This is a genomic window from Candidatus Arcticimaribacter forsetii (assembly GCF_910589745.1).
Taxonomy (GTDB): Bacteria; Bacteroidota; Bacteroidia; order Flavobacteriales; family Flavobacteriaceae; genus Arcticimaribacter; species Arcticimaribacter forsetii.
The window spans coordinates 542,924-569,591 of sequence record NZ_OU342399.1 but is presented as its reverse complement, the minus strand read 5'-3'; the positions used below and the strand labels follow the sequence as shown (position 1 = coordinate 569,591).

The window sequence follows — 26,668 nt, the reverse complement described above, 5'->3', positions numbered from 1 at the left end:
AGCTGTATTAACTAAAAGATCTCAAATTCAATCCCCTAATTTTCTATATTTGTAACACAAAAAAATACACATGAATTTTAAACGCATATTACTAAAACTAAGTGGTGAAGCTCTTATGGGTGAAAGATCTTACGGAATAGACCCTGAAAGAATAAACGAATATGCTGAAGAAATAAAACAAATTTATAATCAAAAGACCGAAATTGCGATTGTAATTGGAGGCGGTAACATCTTCAGAGGAGTATCAGGCTCTAGCCAAGGTATAGACCGCGTTCAAGCAGATTATATGGGAATGTTAGCCACTGTAATCAATGGTTTAGCTCTACAAAGCGCATTAGAAAATGTAGGAGTTCCAACACGACTTCAGACAGCTTTAAAAATTGAAGCTGTAGCAGAACCATACATTAAAAGAAAAGCGGTTAGGCATTTAGAAAAAAACAGAGTTGTAATTTTTAGCGCAGGAACAGGAAATCCATTTTTCACTACCGATTCTGCAGCAGTTCTTAGAGCGGTAGAAATAAATGCAGATGTCATTTTAAAAGGTACACGAGTTGATGGAATTTATAATGATGATCCTGAGAAAAATAAAGAAGCTGTGAAGTTTGATTCACTTTCTTTTGAAGACGTTCTAAAAAAAGGGCTCAAAATAATGGATACAACTGCGTTTACCTTGAGCCAAGAAAACAAACTTCCTATCATTGTATTTGACATGAATACTAAAGGAAATCTAACCCGTGTTGTTAGGGGAGAAAATATTGGAACCAAAGTAGATCTTTAAGATAAAAAGTATGAACGAAGAATTACAATTTATAGTAGATAGTGCTGTTGAAAGTATGAACAACGCAATAGAGCATCTTGAAAATGAACTCTTGAAAATTAGAGCAGGAAAAGCTAACCCTGTTATGTTAAGCAGCGTAATGGTTGACTACTATGGCGCACCCACTCCTTTAAGTCAAGTTGCTAATGTAAACACTCCAGACGCAAGGACTCTTTCAATTCAACCTTGGGAAAAAACTTTGCTTCCTGAAATAGAAAAAGCCATCATGAACGCTAATCTTGGATTTAATCCAATGAATAACGGGGAGTCTATTATCATAAATGTTCCGCCTCTAACTGAGGAAAGAAGAAAAGAACTCGCTAAAATGGCAAAAGCTGAATCAGAAACAGCTAAAATCAGTATCCGTAATGCACGAAAAGATGCTAATAATGAAATAAAAAAATCTGATGCTTCTGAAGATGAACAGAACAACTACGAAATTGATGTTCAAAAACATACGGATCAGTTTAACAAAAAAGCTGAAGAAGTATATTTAAGAAAAGAAAAGGACATATTAACAGTCTAATTTAGACCGTTTATTGAACGCTTCTCATTATGAAAATAAAAAAAAATTGGAGGTTTTGGGAAGCAATAGCTCGATTAATTCTTCGTAATCGCTTTAAAATACTCTTCCTACTTTTTGCAGTCACTACCTTTTGGATATCCCAATGGAAGTATATGCGTTTTACTTTTTCTGAAGCTAACTTACTTCCTGATCAGCATGAAGAAAATATTCGTTACAATGAATTTCTTAATCTTTTTGGAGAAGAAGGCAATGTAATGCTACTTGCCATTAAAGACCCGGAGCTATTTAGCGAAAATAAACTTGAGGCTTGGAATGAGTTGAGCTCAAAACTTGATTCCTACGAAGAAATTGACTTTACGCTTTCGATAGAAAACTTAAAAGTGCTATCTAAAAATATCAAAACTAAAAAGTTTGAGCTGGTTCAATTTATTAAACAAAAACCTGAGACCAAAGAAGATTTTAATCTTCTTAAACAACAATTCTATAGAGAACTTCCTTTTTTCGAAAATCTTCTTTTTAACAAAAAAACACAAACTGTTAGAACAGCGATTTATATGAAAACCGAAGTTGTAAACAGTGCTGCTAGAAAAAACTTTATTTTCGATACATTCATACCAATCATAAATGCATTTGAAAAAGAACATGGAGTGGATGTTCGGATTTCTGGAATGCCCTACATAAGAACTTTAAATGCACAGAATATTGTGGATGAGATCGGGATTTTTGTTCTTGGGGCAATGGTAATAACTTCTTTGATTTTCTTTCTTTTCTTTAGATCCATAAGAGCTACCCTTATTTCAATGGTCATTGTTCTTTTTGGAGTTGCATGGTCCTTAGGAACTCTGGGTTGGATGGGATATGAAATAACTGTTTTAACAGCACTTATTCCTCCTTTAATAATTGTAATTGGAATTCCAAACTGTATTTTTCTAATCAACAAGTATCAACAAGAAGTAGCAAAACATGGTAATCAAGTTAAATCCCTACAACAAGTTATAGTTAAGATTGGTAATGCAACTTTAATGACCAACCTTACAACTGCTTCTGGATTTGCAACTTTTATATTAACAGACAGTAAGTTGTTAAAAGAATTTGGAATCATAGCATCAATTAATGTAATTGGAATTTTCATATTATCACTTCTATTAATTCCAATTATATACAGTTTTATGCCGCTTCCAAATAAGAAGCATCTCAATCATTTGAAAAACAAAACCATCGACGGATTTGTAAATTGGATGGAAAATAAAGTGCGTAATCGAAGAATCAACACCTACATCATTTCACTACTGGTTCTTATTACCAGTATCATAGGAATATACCAGATTAGAATATCAGGAAGTATACTTGAAGATATGCCTCAGGGAAAGGAGTTTTTTAAAGATATTTTGTTTTTTGATAACGAATTCAACGGAATAGTACCTTTAGAAATATTAATTGATACCAAACGAAAAAATGGAGTAATCAAACTTCCTACCCTTAAAAGAATGGATCAATTGGGTAAAAATATTGAGGATATCCCCGAACTCTCTTCCCCTATTTCAATTGTAAATGCATTTAAATATGCAAAACAAGCATATTATAATGGCAACCCTAATTATTATAAGCTTCCAACTTCTCAAGAAAAAAACTTCATTCTTTCTTACTTTGACTCTAATAGTTCTGGTGAGGATTTAATGAAAAACTATGTAGACACTACAGGCCAATATGCTCGATTAACTACCTACATGAAAGATATACCCACAGAGCGTATGGAGGAAATTAAAGCTGATCTTGAAAAAGAAATTAACAAAATATTTCCAGAAGATCGTTACAATGTTCAGTTGACAGGTAAGTCTTTAATTTTTTTAAAAGGAACTAAATATTTAATTAAAAACTTAATTATATCACTTTCTTTAGCAATTCTTTTGATTGCTCTTTTTATGGCGTATTTGTTTAGATCCTATAAAATGATTTTAATTTCATTAATTCCAAACTTACTTCCATTAATAATAACAGCAGGAATGATGGGGTTTTTAGGTATTCCGATTAAACCATCTACAATCCTTGTTTTTAGTATTGCATTTGGGATTTCTGTAGATGATACAATTCATTTTTTAGCAAAATACCGTCAAGAGTTATTTGAATCTAAGTGGAAAATAAAACGTTCTGTTTTTGCAGCATTAAAAGAAACAGGAGTCAGCATGTTTTACACGTCAATTGTTTTATTCTTTGGGTTTTCAGTATTTATGATTTCAGAATTTGGAGGAACTGTTGCATTAGGGGGATTAGTTTCGGCAACTTTATTATTTGCAATGCTTGCTAATCTAATCCTATTACCTTCACTTCTTATTTCGCTTGAAAAAACTGTTTCAAATGAAGAGGATCTAAAAGAACCTAGACTACAAATATTAGAACAAAAAGGATTAAAGGAAGACAAAAAGAACTAAGTCAATTTTATATAAACACCTATATTTGCAGCGAAAAGCATATAACCACTATGAAGATTAAATCCTTATTTAAAATACCGGCTACGGGCCAAGAAGTAACTGTTAGAGGTTGGGTAAGAACCTTTAGAGCTAACCGATTTATAGCATTAAATGATGGATCGACACTAGGAAACATTCAATGTGTAGTTGATTTTGAATCAATGGATGAGGAGCTTTTGAAGAAAATAAGTACAGGAGCAGCTATAAAAGTAACTGGGAATTATGTTGAAAGCCAAGGAAAAGGGCAAGCAGCAGAGATTCAGGTTACTGAACTTTATGTATATGGAGAAGCAGATCCTGAAAGTTACCCAATTCAACCAAAGAAACACAGTTTAGAATTTTTAAGAGAAAAAGCTCATTTAAGAGTAAGAACGGCTACTTTTAGTGCTGTAATGCGTGTTCGTTCTGCGTTAGCATTTGGTGTTCATAAATTTTTCAGAGAAGAAGGTTTTCAATATGTAAATACTCCTATAGTAACGGGAAGTGACGCAGAAGGAGCTGGGGAAATGTTTAGAGTTAGCTCATTAGACACGAAAAATCCACCGCTCAAAGAAGATGGTTCTGTAGACTTTAGTCAAGATTTTTTTGGAAAAGAAACACACCTTACAGTTTCTGGACAATTAGAAGCAGAAACCTATGCAATGGGACTAGGAGAAGTATACACCTTTGGACCAACTTTTAGAGCTGAGAACTCGAATACGACCCGACACCTTGCGGAATTTTGGATGATCGAACCTGAAATGGCATTCTTTGATTTAGATGACAACATGGATCTCGCTGAAAAATTCATTAAAAGTGTGTTAACCTATATACTTAAAGAGTGTGAAGAGGATTTGATTTTCTTAGACAATCGTCTTACTCAAGAAGATAAAACTAAACCACAAGCTGAAAGGTCTGAGTTGAGTCTTCTAGAGAAGATTAAATTTGTTGTAGAAAATGATTTTAAAAGAGTAAGTTATACTGAAGCAATTGAAATTTTAAAAAACAGCAAACCCAATAAAAAGAAAAAATTTAAGTTTCATATTGATGAATGGGGTGCAGACCTACAGAGTGAACATGAACGTTTCTTGGTAGAAAAGCATTTTAAATGTCCCGTAATCCTATACGATTATCCTGCTACAATCAAAGCGTTTTATATGCGTATGAATGAGGATCAAAAAACGGTTCGAGCTATGGACATTCTTTTCCCCGGAATCGGAGAAATTGTCGGAGGATCTCAACGAGAAGAACGTTTAGATATACTTAAGGAACGAATTAAAGCTATGGGAATAGATGAAGAAGAATTATGGTGGTACTTAGACTTAAGAAGATTTGGAAGTGCACCTCATAGTGGTTTTGGACTTGGTTTTGAACGTTTAGTTCTTTTCGCTACAGGGATGAGCAATATTCGTGATGTCATTCCTTTTCCAAGAACACCTCAAAATGCAGCTTTCTAAAGTCTTTTCTTTTTTATACTTTTAGGGAAAGTCCCAACTTTATATGTTAAAACAACAATTTAATTTAAAGCTTTCTCAAAAATTATCTCCTCAACAAATTCAGTTGATGAAGATGATTCAACTTACTACGCTGGATTTTGAACAAAAACTTCAAAATGAAATTGAGGAAAATCCTGCTCTTGAAAATGGTAAAGAAGAAATTGATTCCTTAGATGAATATCAAGAAGATTACAATGACAATGAAGTAATTGACACTCAAGAAATCGACATAGACGCTTATTTAAGTGACGATGAAACCCCTTCTTATCTTCTAAATTCAAATAATTATAGTGCGGACGATGAAGAAAAGACCGTTCCAATAACTGGAGGTATTGGTTTTCATCAGCACTTAAAGGTTCAATTAAGTTCTTTAATTCTAACACCAGACGAAGAACGTATTGCAGAATTTCTAATTGGCAGTATAGATGACAGTGGTTATTTAAGAAGGTCTTTATTAGATATAATGGACGACCTCGCTTTCACACAAAACATTATTGTTAACGAAGAACAACTAGAACTCGTTTTAGAAAAAATACACTCACTTGATCCAGCAGGAGTAGGAGCTAGAACACTTCAAGAATGTCTTTCTATACAATTAAGTAGAAAACAGCTTTCCGTCCCACAAATAATGGCTTCAAAAATAATCAATGAAGCTTTTGAATTGTTTTCAAAAAAACATTTTGTTAAACTTCAAGATAAATTTGATGTTGATGAAGATCTTTTAAAACAGGGACTTAAAGAAATAGAACGCCTAAATCCCAAACCTGGAGGAGCATTATCTGGAATATTCCAAAATACACATATTGTTCCTGATTTTATCTTAACCATTGAAAACGGCATTTTAAATGTTGAACTTAACAGAAGAAATGCCCCAGAACTTCATATATCTTCTTCGTATAAAGAAATGATGAAAGGCTATAAAGAGGCTCCTGTCAAAAACAAAAGTCAAAAAGAAGCCGTTCAATTTATTAAACAAAAACTTGATGCTGCTCAATGGTTTATTGATGCTGTGGCCCAACGTTACCAGACTCTATATTTAACAATTAATGAAATTGTAAAACAACAAGAAGCTTATTTCCTTTCAGGAGATGAATTACAATTAAAACCAATGATTCTTAAAGATATTGCTGAAAAAATAAATATGGATATCTCCACAGTTTCAAGGGTTGCAAATAGTAAGTATATTGATACTCCCTATGGAACAAAACTATTAAAAAGCTTTTTTTCGGAATCCCTTACTAACGAAGATGGTGAGGAAGTTTCTACACTTGAAATCAAAAAAATTCTGAAAACTTTAATTGAAAAAGAAGATAAAAGAAAACCACTTGCAGACTTAGCACTTTCAGAAGAACTACTAAAAGCAGGTTACAGAGTAGCAAGAAGAACGGTTGCAAAATATAGAGAACAGATGGACTTTCCAGTAGCTAGATTACGAAAAGAATTATAAAACGTAAAACACTAAACCAACCTTAATTGAACTGAGATTTAAAGGGACATTTAGGTCTGTAAGGGTTTCTTTTTTAAAATATGGACTCAGACTATATTCAACATATATATTCCATGTATTATAGCCTGTTGAGATTTTAAGAGCATGGGTAACCCTGTTTACTTCATCTAATACTGTTGAAGCTCCAGTAAAAGGCTTAGATTTTGAAAAGAAATTATATCGGAATAAATACCCTGCATAAATTCTCCAAAATGTGTAATCATTGACAGTGGATGTTCTCCAACGGTACTCAAGAGGTACTTCTATAAAATGTGTTATTAATCGATTTTTGGAGGCTAGAAGCGTGTTTTGGATTAAATTAAACTGGTAGCTAGAATTAGAACCCTGAACCACAGTTAGATTAGAACCAAAATTATTTATACCGTAACCCAATCCTACCCCAATTGCTTTGTTAGACTCTATATTAATAGGGTAGTCTCTAATAAAACCAATACTAAAAGCTTGAGATAATCCGTTTGATCGAAATCCATCGATAGATTCATTAGCAAGAAGAAAAGAAAGAGTTGTGTACCACTGATCTTCTCTATAAGAGGTTTTTTTAGAGGGTATACTTTCCTGGGCAACCATTTTAGTAATGAATAGGAAAAAGAAAAGAGTATACAAGTATTTCATTCAGTAAAGGTAGTAGAAGTATATCCAAAAAAAAGGGTGTTTCAATGAAACACCCTTGAGTATAAAATATAATTCAGATTATTTTTTGGTGTTTTGAGTATAATCACCCAATCGTGTTGTATAATTAATTTTCAAAGCATTAACCTGTCTTAATTCTTGTTTGATATCGGAAATCAATCCCATATTCGTTTCACCATCTACTTTTAGAGCTGTTGTTAATACATTTTGTAATTCCTGACGCTTAGATGCACGTTCAGCAAGAACAAAAGCCCCTACGTCTTGAACAGAAGCAAACTTATCATTCAATTGAATACGAGCTTGATTACCATATTTATCTGCATATCTACTAGATGGTTTCCCAGCGTATATGTACATAACGCGGTCTTTTTTATCAAGCTTTTGAATTTGGTCTGCTGCTGGCAATGTGTTTTGTACCATTAAAGTACTATCACGCATAACTGTAGCCACCATAAAGAAAAACAATAACATGAAAACGATATCTGGTAAAGATGCAGTTGAAATAGCAGGAGTGTCTCCTCCTTTTTTCTTTTTAAATTTAGCCATGTTTTAAAGTTTTATTTATTCTTATTAGGTTCTGCCTCAGATAATTTCTGTGGATACCTTGCTTTTACTTCATCAAGTAAAGGTTTCAACCTTTCTCTCTCGGTTACATAACGCGGATCTGCGTATCGCTTATTCGCCTCTACAAAAGATAATCCAATAAGAGGGTTAAGTTTTGCAAACTCACGATCTCTTAGATCATTATAAGCTGCAACCAATTCGTTTTGAACCGAAATGTATACTTTATATGAAGTTTCTCTGTCGTTTTTCAAAGAGATAATCGCCTTTTCAGGGTTATCTGATGAACTTGGATCTTTAGGACCCTCGCAATAATCACATGCTTCCTCTCCTTGACCACCTCCATTATCTAGAAATTCAATAGCTGCCTGGCGTAAATTTGCAAGGTCAAGAGGCTTCTCCTCAACCAATAGTTGGTTGTTTTTATTTACGACTACTGTAAATATATTACGTTCTTTAATGATGGGTGGATCAACCACTTCATCAGTTGGTGGAAGCTTTCTGTTAATTCCTGAATCAGTTTCAATAGTTGTTGTAACGAGAAAGAAAATCAAAAGTAAGAATGCAATGTCCGCCATCGATCCGGCATTTACCTCCGGTGCTGCTCTTTTTGCCATAATTCTTAATTTATTTGATTAATTTCTTAACTGCTGCAATAGCCATAGATAAAATTGCAATTAGTGAAAGGAAGTAGAACATTCTAATCCCAGTACCCACTAGTCTTGAACCTGCGGCCGATAAAACTTCCCCATCTTTCATTGGAGTTTCAACTCCCTCAGATGATGCATAAGCAACACCTAAAACAACTAAAAGTCCTACTATTGAAAACATAGCTTTCTTTAGTTTTTCTTTATCAGAAAAAAGACCTAATAAAGAGAACACTAAGGTTGCTACAACAGCAATTCCAAGGATAATTTGAGCAAGGCTAATTAAAGGAGCTACTTTTCCATAGTCACCCATAGAAGCGGCTGCTTTTATTTCTTCGTCACCAGATCCTATGACCATGAAAAGGAATATAATTCCCAACACACCTAAAATACCGGTTATGATTTTTACTATTTTATGAAAATTCATAATTTATAAATTTTAAAAGGTGTATAACTATTTCTTATGCGCAACAAGGATGTCAATCAATGTGATTGAAGCATCTTCCATATCATTTACGATACTATCAATTTTTGCAACGATATAGTTATAAAAAATCTGAAGAATAATTGCTACTACTAGACCGAATACGGTTGTTAAAAGGGCAACTTTAATACCTCCTGCTACAAGTGAAGGCTGCATATCTCCAGCAGCTTCAATTTTATCAAAGGCTTGAATCATTCCTATTACAGTTCCCATGAACCCAAGCATTGGTGCAAGAGCGATGAATAATGAAATCCAAGATACATTTTTCTCTAACTGTCCCATTTGAACACCTCCATAAGCTACTACAGCTTTTTCAGCACTTTCAACTCCTTCTTCTGCACGATCAAGACCTTGATAGAAAATAGAAGCTACAGGACCTTTAGTATCTCTACATAAATCTTTAGCCGCTTCAACACCACCGCTTGATAATGCTGCTTCAACACCGTCTGTAAGTTTCTTTGTGTTAGTTGTTGCTAAATTCAAAAAGATAATTCTTTCTATTGCAATAGCAAGACCTAAAATCAAACAAATTAAAACGATACCCATAAAACCTGGACCTCCCTCGATAAATCGAGTTTTTAATTCTTGCGTAAAAGAAGCCGATTCAGCAGTCGTTTGTTCTTCGTCCTGTACATTTGTCGATACTGCTACATTTTCAGCAGTTGTAAGATTAATTGTATTTGCATTTGCGGAAAAACCGGTCATTAAAATGCTGGCTACAAGGGCAACGAATAATTTTCTCATTGTTTAAATTTTTGTTCTTATTAAATAAAGGTTTAAAGATAAAAAAAAATACTGTTTTACCTAATTATTTTAAATATCGAATAGCGATCTAACACTTTAACAACACTAATTTTACACAAACAGAACGTAACTCTAATGAATATAGGAATAAAATGATTTTTTAAAAGAAGCTAATGTTATGTAAATCAGACTACTAAAATTATTTTTAAAATATTTAATAATAGATTAGAACGAATTTTAAGAATATAATTTAATCGTGTTAAATTTTTATTAATTTGACTACTAGAACACTTTGAAATGATGCAAACTTTCAAAAAAAGAAAAATTGTTTTACTTTGAATTTTTGAAATTCATTAACACTTTCTAAAACATTTTTAGTAATTATTAAAACAAATTCCTAATCAAGAGTCCAACGAATTCCTAAATAAAATCGGACACCTTGGTTAGAAGCATATACATAACTAGGATCAAAAGATAATGCGTAAGGATTATTTTCGCTTGCAACTACAATCCCAAAAGAATCAAACTGAACTTGTCGATCAAATGGATCAAATGCTCTAGCAATAGCATTCTTTTCTGGAGTAAAATTCAAAAGGTTTTTTACCCCTCCATAAAGCTCATACGTATTATTCCAAACTTTTGTTAGCTGCATGTTAACAATACTAAAGGTTGGTGAATAAGGTGCTCTCGGGTCTAAATCGCTCAATAGAGGAAGCCTTAAAGGCCCTGTAACTGTTCCTGTAAAATCTAAAATAAGATCAGATTCAATAAATTTCTTTTCAATACTCCAAACCCCTTGGAACTTTTCGGTCAAATAGGGAACTGATTTGATTCCGTTAGAATTTATACTGGAATCTATGTAGGTTACTCCCAAATTAGCTCTAAGTCCACCGCTAAATACCGAATTAAAATTAAAAGAAATTCCTTGTGTAATTGCATTTCCTTCAAGGTTATCGTAAACAATGTAATTGGGATTTATATCATAATTAGGAATGATTTTATTAGAAAAGTCTGTTCTAAAAATACTTGTTTCGAAATCCAAAATATGTCCTTGTTTTAGATACAACTTATAGGAATAATTTAAATTTATGTTCCAAGACCTTTCGGGATCAAGGTCATCCAAAAACACTACCTCCCGAGCTCCTGTTAATGCCGCATGGTCTTCTGTAAAAACTTGAGCTACTCTGTAGCCAGATCCAATACTTAAACGAAGAGTAGATGTTGCATCTTCATTACTTAACTTATAATTTAATCTAGGGGTTAAAATATCTCCATGAATAGAATTGTAGTCATAGCGCAACCCAATTAATAAGGAGTTTTGTTGATTAAATTTAATTTCATCCTGAATAAAAACACCTGGAAGTCTTGTCACATCTGATTTATTAGAGTCTAAAGTTACTGGCGTATCGTCCTTATAAAAAGTATATCGATATGCTGCGCCAAATAAGAAATCATGCTTATTAATTCTTTTACTCCAAACAAACTGACCAAATCCTATTATTTGTTTTGCATTAAAAAGAGTGGTTCCGTAAGCAGCGTTTTGATCGTGATCATTAAAACTAAACTGGAAAGACATTTCATTGTCAATCTCATACGATCCAAAAATTTCAACTCTATTTGTATAAATACTTTCCCCATAAAAAACACTCCCCCCTCTGAAAGAAGGATTCCAACCCATTGATCCACCCCAGCGGTTTTCATGAATGAGTCGAGTAGCAACTGAAAAATCTCTTCCAATATTTATTTTATTGAAAATGGATATGCGATCCTGTAGGGCAAGATCCGTAAAACCATCTTCGTTATTATCTATTGGATTTGAATAATTAAAATAATTTACTCCAAGAATACCTGTTGATTGTTCAGAAACCTTATACTTATAACCTAAATCAACATTCAATTCCCCCCACTCTGACACAAACGAATCAAAAGAAAGCTTTGATGTGTTTTCGGGGATCTTTGTTATGAGATTGATAACACCCCCAATTGCTTCAGAACCATATAAAGTTGAAGCGGGCCCTTTAACAATTTCTACTCTTTCAATTAAAGACTGTGGAATACCCGACAAACCATAAACAGAAGACAAACCACTAATCATTGGCAAACCATCAATAAGAATCATAGTGTAACTACCCTCTTGACCGTTAATATGAATATCTCCAGTATTACATACATTACAATTCAATTGGGGCCGTACTCCGTTTACAATCTCTAAAGCTTCGAAAATTGAAGCGGTTGAGTTTGCTTTAAAAAATGTATTGGAATAAACTTCTACTGGCACAGAACTTTTAAGTCTAGAAACAGGTTTCAAAGTTCCAGAAACAACAACCTCTTCGAGTTCATCATCTAAAAATAATTCAATAACACCTAGATCATTTGTTTGGCCCCTACTTTTATAAATAAATGATTTATAACCCAGAAATGAAATTATTATCTTCGGGTTGTCTATATTAGTAGAAGTTATTTTGAAAGCTCCGTTTTCATCAGAAATTGTCCCGATTTTAGTGTCTTTAATAACAACTGAAGCACCAGCTAAAGGAATTCCCTCTGATAAAACAAAACCTTGAAAGGTTTGTTCCTGAGAAAAAACAAATTGAGCAAAGCAAAGTACTAAAATTAAACGGGTTAACACATTAAAGTTTTACACTGCAAAACTAATCAATTGTTTTGCACCACAAAACAAAAGGATGAAAAAAACAATTGAGAAAGAGAATTATCTCAAAGCTTTCTATAAGTTAGAGGAAAAAGACCAAGAGATATCTGTAACTGCATTGAGTCAGTATTTTAGGGTGAGTAAATCAACGGTTTCAAATATGATTAAAAAATTAGTGAAAATGGGGTTTGTAAATACAGAGCCTTACAAACCAATAATACTTACAGAATCTGGAAAAACAAAAGCAATTGAAATTATTTCAAAACACAGACTAATAGAACTTTACCTCGTTAATGTTATGAATTTTGATTTAAATGAAGTACATGAAATTGCAGAAGAAATAGAACATATAGAAAACTCGAAATTTTTTAATAGGATGCGTGAAATTCTTGGGGACGCTACCTTGGACCCTCATGGCTCCATTATTCCAAAAGCTAAATACTAAACAACTAATATTTATAATGATGAAACAATTAATATTTATTTTACTTGGTCTAGCAACAATCTTACCTGCTAGTGCTCAGAAAAAAGAAGATAAAGGACTTCCGCTAGAGGCAAGCAGAGTAGTAACTATTTCAACCGATCAAGGAACTTGGCTTTCTTTGGATGTTCATCCAGATGGGTCCAAGATTATTTTTGATCTTTTAGGTGATCTATATGAACTTCCTATTCACGGTGGAAAAGCAAATCGAATAACAGAAGGTCTTGCATTTGATTCCCAACCAAAATATTCCCCAGATGGGAAATCTATTTTGTTTTTGTCAGATCGAAGCGGAGGAAATAATATTTGGATTATAAATCGAGAAAAAGAAGATACCCTCCAAATCACTAAAGGAAATAATTCTAAAATGCAGTCTGCAGACTGGTCTCCAGACGGAAATTATATTGCTGTAAGTCAAGGGACTCGAAATTTCAAACTCCACCTATATCACAAAGAAGGGGGGAATGGAGTTCAATTGATAAAAAAACCAGACAATTTTAAGGTTTCTGAACCAACATTTAGTGCTGACGGAAGACATATTTGGTATTCCCAAAGAACAGGTGCATGGCAATATAATGCGCGTTTACCTCAGTATCAAATAGGAACTTACGATCGTGAAGATGGGAAAAAAGAAGTAATGACATCAAGATATGGTTCTGCATTTACACCTACACTATCTCCTGATGGAAAATGGCTTGTTTATGGAACTCGATACAACGACAAAACAGGTTTAATTAAAAGAAATTTAATTTCTCAAGAAGAAAGTTGGTTAGCTTATCCTGTTCAAAGGGATGACCAAGAATCAATTGCTCCCTTAGGAGTATTACCTGCGATGTCTTTTACTCCAGACAGTAATAATATAATCGCTTCCTATGGAGGAAAAATATATCAAATTCCAATGACTGGAGGAGCAGCTAAAAACATACCTTTTCAAGTTAATGAAGAAATAGCTTTAGGACCTCAATTAAAATTTGACTATCCCATAGAAGATACACCTACTTTTGAAGTCAACCAAATTAGAGATCCTCAAGTTTCTCCAGACGGAACCGCTATAGTATTCACAGCTTTGAATAAACTTTACTGGATGAACTTTAAGGATAAGAAACCCAAGAGACTAACCTCCTTTTCATTTACAGAGGCAATGCCTACATGGAATCCTAATGGAAAAGAAGTTGCCTTTGTAACTTGGGACGAATCCAAAAAAGGAAATGTATATAAAGTACGAATAGATAAACCATCGAATCCTGTTAAACTCAGTTTAGAATCTGCAGTTTACACACAACCCGCCTGGGGCTATTCAAATAGAATTGCAGTTTTTCAAGGAGCTGCTCAACAATTCAAGGACTCGGATGGTCCTAGAGCATTTCAGCAAAAATCAAACTTAGTTTGGCTGGACTCAAAAAAACCAAGTAAAACAACCTTAATAAGTAAAGCACGTGGCCTTTCGAACCCTCATTTTGCACAAAATGACGGAAGGATATATTTAAACTCCTCTGATGGTTTAATATCTATACGATGGGATGGGACGGACAAGAAAAAACACGTTCAAGTTGACGGAATAACAGTCTATGGATCATCTTATGATGAAAATCATTTATTAGCTGATACTCCTTCCGCTCCAAAGAAAACTCCTTCTAAAGCAAATATTATTTTACGAGCACCCAAAGGAAACTATGCGTTAGCACAAATAAATAATGATATTTATGTTGTTACAGTACCTTATATTGGAGCAAATGGTGCTAAAATAAATGTAAAAGATGCTTCAAAAGCAGCTTTTCCTTCAAGAAAATTAACAAAATTTGGTGGTCAATTCCCCTCTTGGTCTAAAAATGGAAACATCGTTTACTGGTCTTTAGGTAAAACTCTTTTCCGCTATGATATTGCAGCTGCAGAGGTCACTGAAGAAGCTCAAGCACAGGAAAAAAAGGAAAAAGAAGAAGCTAAAAAAGAAGATAAAACTGAAACTATTGCTGCTTCCGATAAAGAAAAAGAAGATGATTCAATAGAAGATTATCAAGCAAAAGAATTAGACCTCATCGTAAAAGCTGAAAGAGCAATCGCAAAAGGTACTTTAGCGCTTCAAAATGCAACTTTAATTACAATGAATGGCGATGAAATAATTCAGAATGGTACAGTAATTATTAAAAACAACAGAATTACAACTGTTGGCTCCACTGATGAAATAGAAATCCCTAATGGAGCGAAAACAATCGATCTTAAGGGTAAATTTATAGTTCCCGGATTTGTAGACACTCATGCACATATGTGGCCTTCTTGGGGGTTACATAAAAATCATGTATGGGTCTATGCCGCAAACTTAGCTTATGGCGTTACTACAACAAGAGACCCACAAACGGCAACTACAGACGTTTTGACTTATGCTGACATGGTAGAAGCGGGAATTATTCCGGGTCCTAGAATTTATTCTACAGGCCCAGGTGTAGGTTATTGGGGATATAACATTAAAAGTTTAGATCATGCTCGTGATGTACTAATGCAATATTCTAAATACTACAATACAAAAACGATTAAGATGTATTTAACGGGTAATCGAAAGCACCGCCAGTGGATTATTCAAGCAGCTAAAGAACAAGAATTAATGCCTACAACAGAAGGAGGTCTAGACTTCAAGCTGAATGTAACTCAAATTTTAGATGGATATCCAGGACATGAGCACTCGTTTCCAATTTATCCATTGTATAAAGATTTTATTGACTTTGTTGCTGGATCTAAGACAGCATACACTCCAACTCTTTTAGTTTCTTATGGTGGTCCTTGGGCAGAAAATTATTTCTATGCAACCGAAGATGTTCAGGGAGATGCTAAATTGAATTTATTCACTCCAAAATCTGAATTAGATGCAAAATCAAGACGTAGAAATGCAGGATGGTTTATGGATGAAGAATATGTTTTTGCAGAACATAGTGTTTTTGTAAAAGACCTTGTTGATGCAGGTGGATTAGCAGGAGTTGGTTCTCATGGACAATTACAAGGGCTTGGATTTCACTGGGAAATGTGGAGTATGCAAGCTGGAGGAATTTCAGAACATGATATGCTAAAAGTAGCGACTGTAATTGGTGCAGAAGCTCTTGGTTTATCTAAAGATATTGGAAGTATAGAACAAGGTAAACTTGCAGATTTAGTGATTTTGAATGAAAACCCTCTTGAAAATATTCGAAATACTAATTCTGTAAACTTAGTAGTGAAAAATGGATTTGTGTATGAAGGAGATAGTTTAAATACCATTTATCCTGAAGCTAAGACTCAAGATTACCCTTGGACACAATCATCACCAACAGCAGAATTACCTGGAGTAAACAAATAATAAATTGCACCAAAAAATTAAAACCAAATTACGAATCAGGCATTAACTGAATTAGTAATTTGGTTTTTTTATGAGCAAAAGCTATTCTAGTTTGGTAATGATTAGCTTGTAAAGTTTTTCGAAATTTTCAAAAACTTGTTGTGCACTTTTTTTTCTTACAGCTATGTGATACTCACATTTTAAATCTAGCTTTTGAAGTACTATTTTCAGGTCATGATCTTTAATAATTCGCATCACCTTATTCATTAAATCATAATCAAATTTAATTTCATAAACTACGTCAATGGTTTTGGAAATAATTTCTGAAGCTTCTAATGTTATTTGGGCAGAATATTTATAAGCTTGCGCCAATCCTCCAACCCCTAACTTAGTTCCTCCAAAATAACGGACAGATACAACCAATACGTTTGTTACATCAAAGGCTTGAAGCTGTCCATAAATAGGCATTCCTGCAGAATTCTTTGGTTCACCATTATCATTAACTCTAAATTGAATTGTTTCTGTACCAAGCTGCCAGGCATAACAAAAGTGACCAGCGGTAGGATGTTTATTCTTTAAAGATTCCAGAGCATTTTTTATATCATCTTCGCTCAAAACAGGAAAAGCATACCCAAAAAACTTGCTTCCTCTTTCTTTAAAAAGGGTTCTTTTTGATGCTTTTTCTATTGTTTTAAATGTGTCTTTCACGAACTTAAAGGACTCAGATTTATATAATAATTTACCTTAAATATAGACAAACTAAAGGGTTGTAAAACAAAAAACCCACAAGTTAAACTTATGGGTCCTTGAAGCAGAGAGGAAGGGATTCGAACCCTCGATACGTTTGCACGTATACATGCTTTCCAGGCATGCGCCTTCGACCGCTCGGCCACCTCTCTAAAATTAATTTAGGGCTCGAAATAACAAAAAAAATACCTCACTCGAAAATTTAAAACACATTAAATGTTTTTTATTTAAAGATTTTAAAAGCATTATTCGATGTTGTCTTTGCGATTTCCGAAAAAGAAACATCATATACCTCAGCCAGTTTATTTGCAACTTCGTGTAGGTAAGCACTTTCGTTTCTTTTACCTCGGAAAGGAGCTGGAGCTAAATAGGGAGCGTCTGTTTCTAAAACAATTTCACTCAGTGGAATTTGATTTATAAACTGATCTAATTTTCCATTCTTAAAAGTAACCACACCACCGATACCTAATTTTAGATTGTAAGTAAGAACTTTTTTTGCTTGTTCTAAATTTCCAGTAAAACAATGAAAAATGCCCGATAATTCTTTAGAATCGTGGCCATCGAGCACCTCAAAAACCTCATCAAAAGCATCACGACAATGAATTACAAAAGGAAGTTTATGCTTTATTGCCCAATTAATTTGTAGATCAAAAGCTTCTTGCTGTTCTTTCAAAAAAGTTTTATCCCAGTATAAATCAATTCCGATTTCTCCAATCGCACAGAAAGAACGTTCACTTAATAAAGAGGATACATGATCTAGTTCATCTTTATAATTTTCTTTTATATGTGTTGGATGAACTCCAGTCATTAAATGCATCTGATCTGGATATTGTTTTTCAAGAGCAAACATGCGTTCTGTGTATTCAGAATCGATTGCAGGGATAAAAAAATCTGTAATTCCAGAAGCAATAGCTCGCTGTATCATTGCATCTCTATCTTCATCAAAAGCTTCTGCATAAAGGTGTGTATGGGTGTCTATTAATTGCATGAAACAAAAATAGGTAATTAGACAGTGATTTCAAGAACTAAAAGCTAAACTCCTTTCGCTATCTTTGAAAAAAAAAAGTGATTAAAAAAATTCTTGAAACAAAGGGTTATTCCACTATTCCACTTAAAAAAACTAAGAGTCAACATTTGGTTGGAGTTTTTGAAGTAAATGATTTAGAGGGTTTGTTTTTAATTGACACCGGGGCATCTAATAGCTGCATTCGATTAGATATGGAATCTGAATTTTCTTTAATCGCAAAAGAAAGTTCTATGGAACTAAGTGGAGCTGGGAATGAAAAATTAAATGCAAAACCAACTGCCAAAAGTAGAATCAGTTATAAAGGGGGGTTCATAATGAAATTGAAGTTTTTCATGCTAGACATGACTTCAATAAACAACTCGTTAGCAGATCAGGGAAGTGAAAATATTGATGGTATTTTAGGCGCTGATTTTCTGAAAAGAACCAACGCCTTAATAGATTATAATAGTAAAAAACTCTATTTAAAGGTCTAATGCCTTTTTAACATCGTTATCCATTAACAAAGCAATTGGATCTTCTAGTGCTTCTTTAATAGCAACTAAGAACCCTACCGATTCTTTCCCGTCAATAATCCTGTGATCATAAGAAAGCGCTAGGTACATCATTGGATGAATTTCTACATTTCCGTTTACCGCTATCGGACGTTCGATAATGTTGTGCATTCCTAAAATTCCTGACTGAGGAGGGTTTATTATTGGAGTGGAAAGCATGGAACCAAACACACCTCCATTAGAAATAGTAAATGTACCTCCAGTCATTTCGTCCACAGTAATTTTACCGTCGCGTGCTCTAATTGCAAGTCTTTTAATTTCGTCCTCAACCCCTCTAAAAGATAAATTCTCTGCGTTTCGAACTACAGGAACCATGAGTCCTTTAGGTCCAGAAACAGCAACACTAATATCACAGAAATCGTATTTAATCTGGTAATCTCCATCGATCATAGAATTTACATCTGGATATAATTGTAACGCTCGAACTACAGCTCTTGTGAAAAAACTCATAAACCCAAGTCCAACATTATGCTTCTCCTTAAACTCTTCTTTATATTGGTTACGAAGAGCAAAAATTGGAGACATATTAACTTCGTTAAAGGTAGTCAACATTGCTGTTTCGTTTTTAGCAGCTACTAAACGTTGTGCTACTTTACGACGCAACATTGATAATTTCTTACGAGAGTTTTCGCGTTCTCCATCTGCTGGTTTAGTCCCCATAGATGGAACTGCCTGAACAGCATCTTCTTTAGTTACTCTTCCACCTCTACCACTTCCAATAACTGCACTGGCATCAATTCCTTTTTCACTTAATATTTTTTTTGCTGCAGGAGAAGCCGATCCAGAAGCATAAGTAGTTTCTTGTACTACTTCTTTCTGAACAGGAGCTGAAGTTGCCTCAGGTGCAGCTGGTGCAGATACAGGAGCATCGCCACTTGGCTTTCCTTCTGTGTCAATAAGACAAACCACTTGCCCCACTGCTACTGCGTCACCTTCTTCTGCTTTAAAAGTAATTGTTCCACTTTCTTCAGCAGGAAGTTCAAGAGTTGCTTTATCCGAATCTACCTCGGCTATTGGTTGATCTTTTTCAACATAATCTCCCTCAGCAACGAGCCACTGAGCAATTTCTACTTCTGTTATTGATTCTCCCGGTGAAGGAACTTTCATTTCTAATATCATAGGAATGGTTTTTATCGAGTACTGTTATTTATTTTTTATTTCTAATAAAGTTATCTTTTGAGTCATCAAAAACATATTCGATAACTTCACGGTGTCTCTTACTGGATCGTGTAGCGCTTCCGGCTGCTGGTGCTGCATAAAAACGTCGAGTTACTGGTCGGAAGCTTACTGCTTCTGGAAGATGTAAAAGCAAATGAGACCAAACTCCCATGTTACGTGGTTCTTCCTGTGCCCAAACTACATCCTTAACATCTTTATACTGATTTAATATTTCTCGAATTGCTTCGATTGGCAATGGAAATAATTGCTCTATTCTTACGATTGCAACATCATCTCGTCCTTCATCTCTTCTTGCTTTCACAAGATCATAATAAAACTTACCTGTACATAAAACTAACGTTTTTGCTTTTGCAGGTGTTACCTCATTATCTTCTATTACGGTTTGGAATGCTCCTTCTGTAAACTCTTTTTTGCTAGACACTACATCTGGATGGCGTAATAAACTCTTTGGTGTAAAAACAATTAAAGGTTTACGGAAATCTGTCTTCATTTGACGCCGAAGAATATGAAACATATTTGCTGGCGTTGAACAATTTGCAACGAACATATTGTCATTTGCACAAAGCTGTAAGTAACGTTCAATTCGAGCAGAAGAATGCTCTGCTCCTTGCCCCTCGTAACCATGGGGAAGCAACATTACTATTCCATTTTGAGTTTTCCATTTGTCTTCCCCAGAAGCGATGTACTGGTCAATAACAATTTGAGCTCCATTACTGAAATCTCCGAATTGAGCTTCCCAAATGGTTAAGGCGTTTGGACTCGCCATGGCATAGCCATAATCGAAACCTAAAACAGCATATTCAGATAGTAATGAATTGTAAATACTAAAATTTCCTTGATTTTCTGGGTTAATAGAGTTTAACAACACAACTTCTTCTTCAGACTCTTCTGCTTTTAAAAGCGCGTGTCGGTGAGAAAAAGTTCCTCGCTCTACATCCTGACCTGAAATACGAACATCATAACCTTCTTTAAGTAAGGTTCCGTATGCTAGCAACTCACCCATAGCCCAATCCATTGCATCAGACTCAAAAAACATTCTTTTTCTGTCTGAAATCAGTTTTTCGATTTTGCGTAAAAACTTTTTGCCTGTTGGCAAAGTGGTAATGGTTTTAGCTACTTCAGACAAATCATTTTCTGAGACTTTTGTTTCTACAGCCTCCATCATTTTTTCCTCTTTTGCCAAAGAGAGACCTTCCCATTCATCAGCCATAAAAGGCGTGATGATTGTTTTTTCAACTTTTCTAGAATCTTCTAAATCTACTTCTAGAGATTCTTTATATTCTTTTTCTAACTGCTTAACATCCGTAGCAGTAATGATATTTTGCGCAATTAATTGTTCTGCATAAATATCTCTTGGATTTTTATGTTTCGCAATTGACTTATACAGCTTAGGCTGAGTAAAACGAGGCTCATCACCTTCATTATGTCCATATTTACGATATCCGAGAAGGTCAATGAATACATCTCTGCCAAATTTCATTCTATAATCTAAAGCAAAAAGAGTTGCGTGAACAACAGCTTCTGCATCATCAGAATTTACATGTAGTACAGGAGATAAAGTAACCTTAGCTACGTCTGTACAGTAAGTACTCGATCTAGCATCTAGATAGTTTGTAGTAAAACCTACTTGATTGTTTACTACTATATGAATTGTTCCTCCGGTACCATAACCTTTAAGACCAGCCATCTGAACTATTTCATAAGGGAGTCCTTGTCCTGCAATTGCTGCATCTCCGTGTACAATTATTGGCAATACTTTATTTGTATCACCATTAAAGCTATTTTGGAGTTTTGCTCTTGTAATTCCTTCGACAACGGCACCAACCGTTTCTAAATGTGAAGGGTTAGGAGCAATATTCATGTTTATTTTTTTACCGTTGTCAGTAATTCGTTTGGAAGTCCAACCTAAATGATATTTTACATCTCCATCAAAAACTACTTCTTCGTAATCTTTTCCATCAAATTCACTGAAAATATCCTTACTTGATTTCCCAAATATATTGGTAAGTGTATTTAAACGACCACGGTGTGCCATTCCCATTACAAATTCTTCGACTCCATGATCTGCTGCAGCCTCTACTACGGCATCTAATGCAGGAATTAAAGACTCCCCTCCTTCAAGTGAAAATCGTTTTTGACCTACATATTTAGTGTGTAAGAAATTCTCAAAGCTAACCGCTTGATTTAATTTCTTTAAAATATGTTTTTTCTCTTCTTTCGAAAAGTTTGGATGGTTATCGTTTATGTGTAAACGGTTTTGAATCCAGTCTAGTTTTTCTGGATTTCGTATATACATGTATTCCACACCAATGGAATCGCAATAAACACGTTCTAGATGTGCTATAATTTCGGATAATGTATTGGGACCTAATCCTACAACTTCTCCTGCATTAAAGACTACATTAAGATCAGCTTGTGTTAAACCGAAATTTTCTAAAGATAAATTTGGACTGTACTTTCTACGATCTCGAACTGGATTTGTTTTTGTAAATAAATGACCCCGTTTTCTGTAGCCATCGATTAGTTGAACTACCTGAAACTCTTTTTGTAAATGTTCAGGGATTTCAGCATCTATTTCAGTGCTGTGTTCTTCTTGACTGTTTTCTACACCAAAGTCAAAGCCTTGAAAAAAAGCTCTCCAACTAGGCTCTACACTGTCAGGTTGTTTAAGATATTGGTCGTACATCTGGGCAAAATAACCCGTATGTGCCGCATTTAAAAAAGAATACTTATCCATTCTATGGAGGCTTGTCTAAAATTCAGTACGAAATTACAACTTTTAGTTAAAGTCACTACTTGTTTAGAAAAAAAATGAAGTTCATTTAACACAATTTATTAGAGTTTTATATGATTTATAACAATTACTCAAAAAAACAATTTAATATGAATACAAATCGTTAATAACCACACTTAAAAAAGAAGAATAACTTTTTCTAAAAAAAGAAATCACATTTTATAATTTCATAATTTAGACGACATGTTTGCACTCGTCGATTGTAATAATTTTTATGCTTCTTGTGAGCGTGTTTTTCAACCTCAATGGGAAGGAAAACCTATCGTTATTTTGTCAAATAATGACGGCTGTGTTATTGCTAGAAGTAACGAAGCAAAAGCTATGGGGATACCTATGGGAGCACCCGCTTTCAAATACAAAGAAGAATTTAAAAGAAAAAGAATAAAAGTTTTTTCTTCCAACTATCCACTTTATGGAGACATGAGTAGTCGCGTCATGCAAATACTAGAAAAACATACTCCTAACTTTGAAATTTATAGTATTGATGAGGCTTTTCTAAAATTCGATGGATTCGATTATTTTGACCTTGAGACTACGGGTTATGAAATAAAAAAACAAGTACGTAAGTGGACTGGAATTCCTGTTTCTATAGGGTTTGCTCAAACAAAAGCATTAGCAAAAATTGCTAATAAAATTGCTAAAAAATTCAACTCCAAAACCCAAGGAGTTTATATGATTGATACAGATAAGAAACGGATAAAAGCTTTAAAATGGACTGCAGTGAAAGATATTTGGGGTATCGGAAGACAACACTGTAAAAAATTAGAAGCACAAGGAATTCGAACAGCGTATGACTTTTCAAATTTACCCGACTCTTGGATTAAAAAACACATGAGTATTTTAGAGCTTCGACTAAAAAAAGATCTCCTGGGAATTTCACATATTAAGCTAGAAGAAACCCTACCTTCTAAAAAATCGATTACAACTACTCGAAGCTTTAAAAGTAACTACTCTAAATTTCATGAATTAGAAGAACGAATTTCTACCTACGCAAATAGTTGTTCCGAAAAACTCAGAAAACAAGGTAGTAGCTGCAGCGCTGTTCTTATTTTTATTCGCAGTAATTCACACCAAAAAAACAAAGAACAATACCGAAACAGCTGTGTCGTTACACTGCCCTATGCTACCGATTCAAGCATCACCATCTGCAAACACGCGGTCGCAGGACTAAAAACTATATTTAAATCCGGGATTGACTACAAGAAAGCGGGAGTTTTATTATTAGGCTTAGTTCCTTCAAAAGAACGACAACTCAATCTGTTTCAACCGAACCTAAATCAGCACGATTCGCTTATGCAGGCGATCGACAAAATACACCTACGCTTTGGACCTCATCAAATTAAACTAGGAAATCAAGATCTAAATACAACCTGGAAGATGCGACAAGAACATCTCTCCAAACGTTATACCACAGAACTCAAAGAAATTATTACCGTTAATAATAAATCGGGAATTCTCTTATGAAAAAAAAACAAAAACAAGGAATCATATTTTTCAAACCCAGCGGAGAAGCTTTTAAAAAAATGCCTTTAGCACAAAATGGAGTTTCTGCCGGATTCCCCTCTCCTGCCGACGATTTTAAAGAAATAAGAATTAGTATCGACCAAGAAGTAGTTAAAAATGCAGAAGCTACGTTCTATGCGCGTGTCGCAGGCGAATCAATGCAAGGAGCAGGCTTAGACGATGGAGATCTATTGGTAATAGACAGAAGCAAAGAGGCACAAGACAATAACATTGCAGTTTGTTTTATTGATGGAGAATTTACGGTAAAACGTTTAAAAGTAGAAGCAGACTGTATTTATTTAATGCCTGAAAATTCAAAATATAAACCCATACGCGTAACAGAAGAAAATCAGTTAATTATATGGGGTGTTGTTACTTTTGTGGTTAAAAAAGTATAGGAATTAATAAGCTATTTATTATTTTATATATTCGCAATAAATATATAAAATAATAGACATGAAAAAGTTTGCTTATCTATTTTGGATCACGGGAATAATCCATGTAATAGGTCAGTATACAGGTCAAGAATTGTTGAGTATTTACACAAAACCTCTACTCATTCCTTTTTTAGCAGGGTTTTATTACACAAAAAACTATGATAGGCCTTTTTTCTGGGCACTTTTTCTATCCTGGATGGGTGATCTTTTTTTAATGAAAGGGGATTTTTTGTTTTTTTTACTAGGGATTTTATCGTTCTGGGGGGCACAAATCATTTACCTACAAATGATTAATAAAGAACTAAATACTCCCTTAAAAAAAATATTCTCAACTAAGAAAATAATTTTACCACTTCTATTATTCGGCGGTTACTTCACAACAACGATGATTTTGCTAGGGTCTAAACTGGGAACACTAGCGATTCCAATAAGCGGTTATGCCCTAACACTTTCTATAATTGGAATTACAACCACATTACTTACAATTAAGAATAAAGACTATAAAAGCTTAGTGTTATTATTAGGGGTTGTTTTATTTATAACTTCGGATAGCATGATTGCATTTAATACTTTTTATTTTGAAGAAAATATATTTGGATTTTTAGTGATGGCAACCTACATACCAGCACAATTCTTTATATGTAATTATTTTAAAAAAACCCACTGAACATAAAATAAATGAAATCCCAAATCAAAATTAAATTAGCACTCTTCACCTTTATACTTGTCTCTATATTTTATGTACTTGGAATTATGTTCAAGCACACCATAATAGAAATAGTAGCAACAGCTTTAATTGCTCCAAGTATAGGAACTTTTTATTTCTTAAGGTCTAAAAGGAACTTGACTTATGAATTAATTCTAATTTTCTCTTTCATAGGAAGTGTTCTAAATATTTCTAATGAATTTTTATATTCAATCGCTGGAATGATTTCTTTTTGGGGATTGATTCTTCTAATTGCAGATCATATCCTAAAAGAAATTAAAGTACCGCTGATAAAGCAATTCAAAAAAAAGAAAATTGTCTTATCATTTTCAATACACATGATTTACTTAATCGGGATTTTATTTATTCTTCATGAAGATCTAGGTAACTTTATATATCCAATTGTTTTTTACGGAATAACTCTTTTGGGAGCTAGCTTTCTGAGTACAATTCTTTGGGAAGAAGAAAAAAACAAAACAAATTTAAATCTAATGATTGGAGTTTTTATGCTTACCCTAAGCGGGTCACTTTATGCGATTAAGTTATTCTCTGAAAACATAAATCCTGCACAAGATCTATTTAGACTTTTATTTTATATTGGTTTTCAGTACTTAACATGTCAGTATTTCATAAAGCACAACATGAAGTACAAAGACTAAATTACATCTTTTCTTTTTTAAGATTCATAGAATTATATAAGTTTTAAGATATCGTTGGAATTGGTTTTATTATCTTGAGGTAATGCTTTTGAAGATAACCACTTATGAAGTTACCAATGTTTCAATACAATTACTTCATAAAATAGAATCTTTGGTTAATAGTCAATCGTAAAAAAATGGATTTTAAAAAATTTCATATCATTGCAACACTACTGTTACTGCTGTTTTCAAAAATAGTTAATGCTCAGGTTGATTCTTATTACGAAGACGAATATCTATACCCTATAAACGACAAAAGCCTTGAAGGTCAAAAACAATTTGTCGAAGAACTATTAGACCTATCGGGCTACATTATAAAAAAAATAATTGTTTACCAAAAGCTACCTGAAAACGCAAAAGTATTTCAAGTTAAATTAGAATCTTCTGAAAGAGGTGGATTTATCTTCGTTCGATGGGACAAAAAAAAGCAAGAAAACTACGTTGACAATAAGCTAATTGACTCTGGAATATATTACAACCTAAAAGCTGCTAAAGAAATCATGAGAAAGCAAACAGAACAAGCCTCTTTTGGTGTAGACGAAGTTGCTATTCAGGCTCAAGATCAGGAAAAGATAAGTAAAAGTGACTTAGAAAAATTCAGAGAAGAATTTGATTTAAAAGAAAAGGAAAAAGAAGTGAAAAAAATAAATCTAGAAAACAAGAAAGTTAGAAAGCGAAAAAAGAAAAACAACTAACTTGTTTACTTTTTTTTTAATAAAGTTGAACAAAAGT

The 26,668-nt window shown here is 33.8% G+C and carries 23 protein-coding genes and 1 tRNA gene; 13 read left to right on the top strand and 11 right to left on the bottom strand.

What is annotated here, in order from left to right:
* Positions 1 to 70: 70 nt before the first annotated feature.
* Genes pyrH through rpoN form a run of 5 tightly spaced genes read left to right on the top strand, consistent with a single transcriptional unit; the run spans position 71 to position 6,733 of the window.
* Entirely contained in the window at positions 71 to 778 is a 708-nt protein-coding gene (gene pyrH / locus NG655_RS02625; protein WP_252157796.1) for a UMP kinase, read from the top strand.
* A gap of 10 nt (positions 779 to 788) precedes the next feature.
* Positions 789 to 1,343, top strand: coding sequence for a ribosome recycling factor (gene frr, locus NG655_RS02620; RefSeq protein ID WP_252157795.1), 555 nt, complete (start codon positions 789 to 791; stop codon positions 1,341 to 1,343).
* Positions 1,344 to 1,372: 29 nt separating this feature from the next.
* The gene (locus NG655_RS02615; RefSeq protein WP_252157794.1) at positions 1,373 to 3,772 is read left to right on the top strand and encodes an efflux RND transporter permease subunit; all 2,400 of its coding nucleotides are present in this window, start codon (positions 1,373 to 1,375) and stop codon (positions 3,770 to 3,772) included.
* A gap of 50 nt (positions 3,773 to 3,822) precedes the next feature.
* Positions 3,823 to 5,247: an asparagine--tRNA ligase gene (gene asnS / locus NG655_RS02610; RefSeq protein ID WP_252157793.1), complete on the top strand. Its 1,425-nt coding sequence runs from the start codon at positions 3,823 to 3,825 to the stop codon at positions 5,245 to 5,247.
* A 43-nt stretch (positions 5,248 to 5,290) separates the two neighbouring features.
* Positions 5,291 to 6,733: an RNA polymerase factor sigma-54 gene (gene rpoN, locus NG655_RS02605; RefSeq protein ID WP_252157792.1), complete on the top strand. Its 1,443-nt coding sequence runs from the start codon at positions 5,291 to 5,293 to the stop codon at positions 6,731 to 6,733.
* Here rpoN and NG655_RS02600 read toward each other — a convergent pair.
* The 6 genes from NG655_RS02600 to NG655_RS02575 all read right to left on the bottom strand — a co-directional run bounded on the left by NG655_RS02600 (position 6,728) and on the right by NG655_RS02575 (position 12,488).
* Complete coding sequence (locus tag NG655_RS02600; RefSeq protein WP_252157791.1) at positions 6,728 to 7,405, bottom strand: outer membrane beta-barrel protein; 678 nt, start codon at positions 7,403 to 7,405, stop codon at positions 6,728 to 6,730. The two genes, rpoN and NG655_RS02600, sit on opposite strands and share 6 nt — an antisense overlap.
* A gap of 78 nt (positions 7,406 to 7,483) precedes the next feature.
* Entirely contained in the window at positions 7,484 to 7,969 is a 486-nt protein-coding gene (locus NG655_RS02595; protein WP_252157790.1) for an ExbD/TolR family protein, read from the bottom strand.
* A gap of 11 nt (positions 7,970 to 7,980) precedes the next feature.
* Positions 7,981 to 8,601, bottom strand: a complete 621-nt coding sequence (locus tag NG655_RS02590; protein WP_252157789.1) for an ExbD/TolR family protein — start codon at positions 8,599 to 8,601, stop codon at positions 7,981 to 7,983.
* Positions 8,602 to 8,611: 10 nt separating this feature from the next.
* Positions 8,612 to 9,058, bottom strand: coding sequence for a hypothetical protein (locus NG655_RS02585; RefSeq protein ID WP_252157788.1), 447 nt, complete (start codon positions 9,056 to 9,058; stop codon positions 8,612 to 8,614).
* 27 nt (positions 9,059 to 9,085) lie between these two features.
* Positions 9,086 to 9,859 carry a MotA/TolQ/ExbB proton channel family protein gene (locus NG655_RS02580; RefSeq protein ID WP_252157787.1) on the bottom strand — a complete coding sequence of 258 codons (774 nt, stop codon included), beginning with the start codon at positions 9,857 to 9,859 and terminating at the stop codon, positions 9,086 to 9,088.
* A 397-nt stretch (positions 9,860 to 10,256) separates the two neighbouring features.
* Entirely contained in the window at positions 10,257 to 12,488 is a 2,232-nt protein-coding gene (locus NG655_RS02575) for a TonB-dependent receptor (RefSeq protein WP_272876334.1), read from the bottom strand.
* A gap of 55 nt (positions 12,489 to 12,543) precedes the next feature.
* Between NG655_RS02575 and NG655_RS02560 the strand changes: the two genes are divergently transcribed.
* Together NG655_RS02560 and NG655_RS02555 are read left to right on the top strand one after the other, a co-directional pair.
* On the top strand, positions 12,544 to 12,954 hold the full coding sequence (locus tag NG655_RS02560) for a metal-dependent transcriptional regulator (protein ID WP_252157786.1): 411 nt from the start codon (positions 12,544 to 12,546) through the stop codon (positions 12,952 to 12,954).
* 19 nt (positions 12,955 to 12,973) lie between these two features.
* Positions 12,974 to 16,315, top strand: a complete 3,342-nt coding sequence (locus NG655_RS02555) for an amidohydrolase family protein (protein WP_252157785.1) — start codon at positions 12,974 to 12,976, stop codon at positions 16,313 to 16,315.
* An 81-nt stretch (positions 16,316 to 16,396) separates the two neighbouring features.
* On the opposite strand, the gene NG655_RS02550 is transcribed toward NG655_RS02555, so the two are convergent.
* The 3 genes from NG655_RS02550 to NG655_RS02540 form a co-directional block, all read right to left on the bottom strand.
* Positions 16,397 to 17,002, bottom strand: a complete 606-nt coding sequence (locus tag NG655_RS02550) for an IMPACT family protein (RefSeq protein WP_252157784.1) — start codon at positions 17,000 to 17,002, stop codon at positions 16,397 to 16,399.
* 104 nt (positions 17,003 to 17,106) lie between these two features.
* Positions 17,107 to 17,193, bottom strand: a tRNA-Ser gene (locus tag NG655_RS02545).
* Positions 17,194 to 17,264: 71 nt separating this feature from the next.
* On the bottom strand, positions 17,265 to 18,029 hold the full coding sequence (locus tag NG655_RS02540) for a TatD family hydrolase (protein WP_252157783.1): 765 nt from the start codon (positions 18,027 to 18,029) through the stop codon (positions 17,265 to 17,267).
* 77 nt (positions 18,030 to 18,106) lie between these two features.
* Between NG655_RS02540 and NG655_RS02535 the strand changes: the two genes are divergently transcribed.
* Complete coding sequence (locus NG655_RS02535) at positions 18,107 to 18,541, top strand: aspartyl protease family protein (RefSeq protein WP_252157782.1); 435 nt, start codon at positions 18,107 to 18,109, stop codon at positions 18,539 to 18,541.
* Here NG655_RS02535 and odhB read toward each other — a convergent pair.
* Together odhB and NG655_RS02525 are read right to left on the bottom strand one after the other, a co-directional pair.
* Positions 18,530 to 19,738, bottom strand: coding sequence for a 2-oxoglutarate dehydrogenase complex dihydrolipoyllysine-residue succinyltransferase (gene odhB / locus NG655_RS02530; protein ID WP_252157781.1), 1,209 nt, complete (start codon positions 19,736 to 19,738; stop codon positions 18,530 to 18,532). The two genes, NG655_RS02535 and odhB, sit on opposite strands and share 12 nt — an antisense overlap.
* A gap of 28 nt (positions 19,739 to 19,766) precedes the next feature.
* Positions 19,767 to 22,535 (bottom strand): 2-oxoglutarate dehydrogenase E1 component, encoded by a 2,769-nt coding sequence (locus NG655_RS02525; protein ID WP_252157780.1) that lies wholly within the window; start codon positions 22,533 to 22,535, stop codon positions 19,767 to 19,769.
* 240 nt (positions 22,536 to 22,775) lie between these two features.
* Here NG655_RS02525 and NG655_RS02520 point away from each other — a divergent pair, with 240 nt between their 5' ends.
* From NG655_RS02520 to NG655_RS02500, 5 genes are all read left to right on the top strand, one after another.
* Entirely contained in the window at positions 22,776 to 24,056 is a 1,281-nt protein-coding gene (locus NG655_RS02520) for a Y-family DNA polymerase (RefSeq protein ID WP_252157779.1), read from the top strand.
* Positions 24,053 to 24,493, top strand: coding sequence for a LexA family protein (locus NG655_RS02515; protein WP_419469263.1), 441 nt, complete (start codon positions 24,053 to 24,055; stop codon positions 24,491 to 24,493). Before NG655_RS02520 ends, NG655_RS02515 begins: the two co-directional genes overlap by 4 nt.
* Positions 24,494 to 24,551: 58 nt before the next feature.
* Positions 24,552 to 25,199 carry a lysoplasmalogenase gene (locus NG655_RS02510; RefSeq protein WP_252157778.1) on the top strand — a complete coding sequence of 216 codons (648 nt, stop codon included), beginning with the start codon at positions 24,552 to 24,554 and terminating at the stop codon, positions 25,197 to 25,199.
* 11 nt (positions 25,200 to 25,210) lie between these two features.
* Entirely contained in the window at positions 25,211 to 25,897 is a 687-nt protein-coding gene (locus NG655_RS02505; RefSeq protein WP_252157777.1) for a lysoplasmalogenase family protein, read from the top strand.
* 176 nt (positions 25,898 to 26,073) lie between these two features.
* On the top strand, positions 26,074 to 26,631 hold the full coding sequence (locus NG655_RS02500; RefSeq protein ID WP_252157776.1) for a hypothetical protein: 558 nt from the start codon (positions 26,074 to 26,076) through the stop codon (positions 26,629 to 26,631).
* The last annotated feature ends 37 nt before the right edge of the window (positions 26,632 to 26,668 follow it).